Below are 3,286 nucleotides of genomic sequence, written 5' to 3'. Positions count from 1 at the left end.
GCGTTACATCGAGCCTAAATCACGCGCGCTACCTGTCATGCGGCATTCGACCAATGTCTGGAAAATCCGCATTGACAACCCGAAGCTGCTGGTGGCCAGCCGAATCGTCATCCGGGTCGGCTCCGAGCTGTCGGAAGATGCCTTGCGCAAGATTTTCGTCAACCAGGCGACTGTCGGTTCGGCCGATCAGTTCGAGGGCCTGTGGAAATCCCGCCTACCCGGTATTCCACTGAAACCGCTGCATTCCCAGCCGCGCGAAATCCCCTACGATGGCGATCGGTTGTGCCTTGAGCTGGATCAGAAAAGCGAGCACTGGGCCTCGCTGCTCGATGCCCCCGGCTTTGTCATTGGCGTGTCCGGTGTACTGCCGAGCGAGCCGCAGGTGGACTGCTATTCGGTAAACAGGTGAAATGATGAGCCGGGATGATCCTTTCGGACTGTCGGAGGATCGCGAACGCACTCGCATACGACTGACCGGCGCGCCGATGCCGCGACCGATGACGCCACTCTTGTCGGGTGTGCCAATCAAACGGTCGCGTACGCATCCGAACACGCTTGTCAACGCATTCGCGCCCCTGCTGGAGTTCGCGCCCGAGCTTGAAAGCGCGCTGCCGCCGGAAAACCCGGAATCGTTGCGCACCCGGTTGCTCGATGAGCTGGTTCGGGCACGCGACGCGGCAATGGCGGCAGGGTCCTCTCTGGAGCGCGCCGACCAGGCAGCCTGGGTGGTGGCGGCGTTGCTTGACGACCTGGCCTTGAACACGCCGTGGGGTGGTGCCAGCGCATGGCCGCGCCAGCCGCTTGTGGTGATGCTTCGAGGCGATGTCGATGCCGGCACGCAGTTCTTCACGCGTCTCGATGAACTGGAGCGTCATCCGAACCGGGATCGCGAGCTGCTCGAACTGCAATATCATTGCCTCGCGCTCGGCTTCCGCGGCAAGTATCGTGTGCCAGGCCGGTCGGGCGACCGCTCGCTCAACGCCGTTCGCGTTGCTGCGGCGCGCTTTTTGCGCGATGCGGATGCCGACGGCGCGCCGCTGTCGCCAAACTGGAAAGGCGTGATCGCATCCGACGAGCCGCAGCGCTTCATCGTTCCGATATGGGTGATGGGGCTCGGTGCGGCGGTTATCGCCACTGCAATCTATCTCGGGCTGTCGATGGGACTGAGCAGTCAGGCGGTCGAGCTTTCCACGCTCGTTCGCGCTTTGCCGCCACCCACGCGCGGCGAAATCAGCCGCACATCGCCACAGGTCGACGCGCCGCCGCCGGAGGCAGTGGATTTTGCGCTGGTGCCGGAGTTTCAGGCCGGAGCGCCGGCCAATCTCAGGGCCGCGCTCAGCGGCACCGAGAGCGTCTCGCTGGCCAGGCTGATCATTCAGGCCTCCAACCCCGAACTGTTCCAGTCGTCGCGGCCGACATTGACGGAAGGCTTCGAACCGCTGATCGGCTCAATCGCCAAAGTGATCCTCGCCAATCAGGAACTGATCGGCAACATCACCGTGGTCGGCCATACCGACAGTATTCCTTTGCAACGGTCCAATCCGCTTTCCACCAACCAGCGGCTGTCCGAAGCGCGCGCAGCAACCATTACCGAGATGCTGGTCCAGAACGGTGTGCCGCAGGACCGCATTCGCTTCGAAGGACGTGCAGCGACCGATCCAGTGGCCGACGACAGCACGCGCGCGGGACGGGCCTTGAACCGCCGCGTCGAGGTGCTGGTCGAAAAGAGGCTGTGAGATGTTCATCCTGCGCTTCCTGTGGGCGGTCCTGACATCGCGCTGGCTGTGGACGCTGATCGGCATCGCGCTGCTTTCCCTGGTTATCTGGGTGTTCGGCCCGATCGTCAGGGTCGGTGCTTACGAACCCTTCGCCTCGGAAAATGTCCGCATCGTCATCGTTGCGCTGCTGGTCATCTTCTGGCTGATCTGGCTGATCGTCGCGCAACGCCGGGCGATCCGGGCCAACCGCATGTTCGTCGCCGAAATCGCTGCGCCCGTGGTGGAAAAACCGCTGAGCCCCGGCGAAGAGAACGTCGCCGCCGTCGGCGCCAAGTTCGCCGAGGTGATGGTCGAATTGAAGCGCCGCAAGCTGGGCGGACGCAAGTTCCTGCGCGAGATGCCCTGGTACGTGATCGTCGGGCCGCCGGCCACCGGCAAGACCACGGCCTTGCGCCAGTCCGGCCTGAACTTTCCGATCGACCTCACCGACGATCTGCAGGGGGTTGGCGGCACGCGCAACTGCGACTGGTTTTTCTCCGAGAACGCAGTTCTGATCGACACGGCGGGCCGCTACGTGCAGCAGGAGAGCCAGCCGGACGTCGATGCGGCGGAATGGCTGGGCTTCCTCGACCTCTTGAAAAAGCATCGCGGCCGCCGGGCGCTCAACGGCGTGATCGTCGCGCTGTCGATCGACGCGCTTTCAGAGGGCGACGAAGCCATCAAGGCGCATGGCCGCAAGATCCGTCGTCGCCTGGCAGAGCTCAACGACCGGCTCGAAATCCGCCTTCCAGTCTATCTGATGCTGACCAAGGCCGATCTGATCAAGGGTTTCGAGGCTTTCTTCGGCGGCCTGTCGACGGCCTCGCGCGAGCAGGTCTGGGGGACGACCTTTGCGCTGGATGCGCGGGTCGACGCAAAGACCATAGAGCGGGAAATCGCCACCCTTGCGACTGAACTCGAGCGGCGGCTGGTGCCGCGCCTGGAGGACGAGGACAAACTCGCCGCCCGCGCCGAGATTTTCAGGTTTCCCGCCCAGCTGACGAGCCTGTCCGAGCCGATCCAGGTGCTGGTCGAGGCGATGTTCGGCGAAAGCCGCTACGAGGAAGCCGCCTGGCTGCGCGGCCTCTATCTGACGTCGGCGACCCAGGAAGGGGCACCCATCGACCGGCTGACCGCGGCGCTGTCTTCATCCTTCGGTCTTCCGCCGCGACGGCCCATGCCGGCGCCGCGCGTCGAAAAACGCAGCTTCTTCCTGAAGAACCTTCTGACCGAGGTCATTTTCAGGGAAGCCGGCCTGGGGACGTTCGATCCGCTGGCGCAGCGCCGCCGCGCCTGGATCTGGCGTGGCGCCGCGGCAGCCTGTGCCGCCGCCGCCCTGTTGGCCGGTGCGATGTTCACCTGGTCCTACTTCGACAACCGCAATGCGATCGCAGCGCAGGCGGGCCAGTTCGAAGCGCTGCAGGCGCCGCTGACCGCGGCAGCCGCGAGCCCGGCATCGGTGGAGCAGCCCGCCATCGACAGCGCGCTCAATGCGATGGCCGAGGTCGCAAATGCCCGTACCGCACCAC

The 3,286-nt window shown here is 64.6% G+C and carries 3 protein-coding genes; all 3 read left to right on the top strand.

The window, feature by feature from the left end:
- Positions 1 to 409, top strand: a 409-nt coding sequence (tssK, locus tag EOA86_RS27790) for a type VI secretion system baseplate subunit TssK (protein WP_164892031.1), incomplete at its 5' end; no start/stop codon positions are given.
- A gap of 4 nt (positions 410 to 413) precedes the next feature.
- Complete coding sequence (icmH, locus tag EOA86_RS27785; RefSeq protein WP_128344603.1) at positions 414 to 1,736, top strand: type IVB secretion system protein IcmH/DotU; 1,323 nt, start codon at positions 414 to 416, stop codon at positions 1,734 to 1,736.
- 1 nt (position 1,737) lies between these two features.
- A partial coding sequence (gene tssM, locus EOA86_RS27780; protein WP_128344602.1) for a type VI secretion system membrane subunit TssM occupies positions 1,738 to 3,286 on the top strand: 1,549 nt, incomplete at its 3' end.

The organism is Mesorhizobium sp. M5C.F.Ca.IN.020.32.2.1, from assembly GCF_004023105.1.
Lineage (GTDB): Bacteria > Pseudomonadota > Alphaproteobacteria > Rhizobiales > Rhizobiaceae > Mesorhizobium > Mesorhizobium wenxiniae.
The sequence above is the reverse complement of the archived record's forward strand: the minus strand, read 5'-3'. Positions and strand labels throughout refer to the sequence as shown.

Excerpts from the sequence above, each read along its gene's own strand:
- icmH (WP_128344603.1), top strand. The coding sequence starts at position 414 with ATGAGCCGGGATGATCCTTTCGGACTGTCGGAGGATCGCGAACGCACT.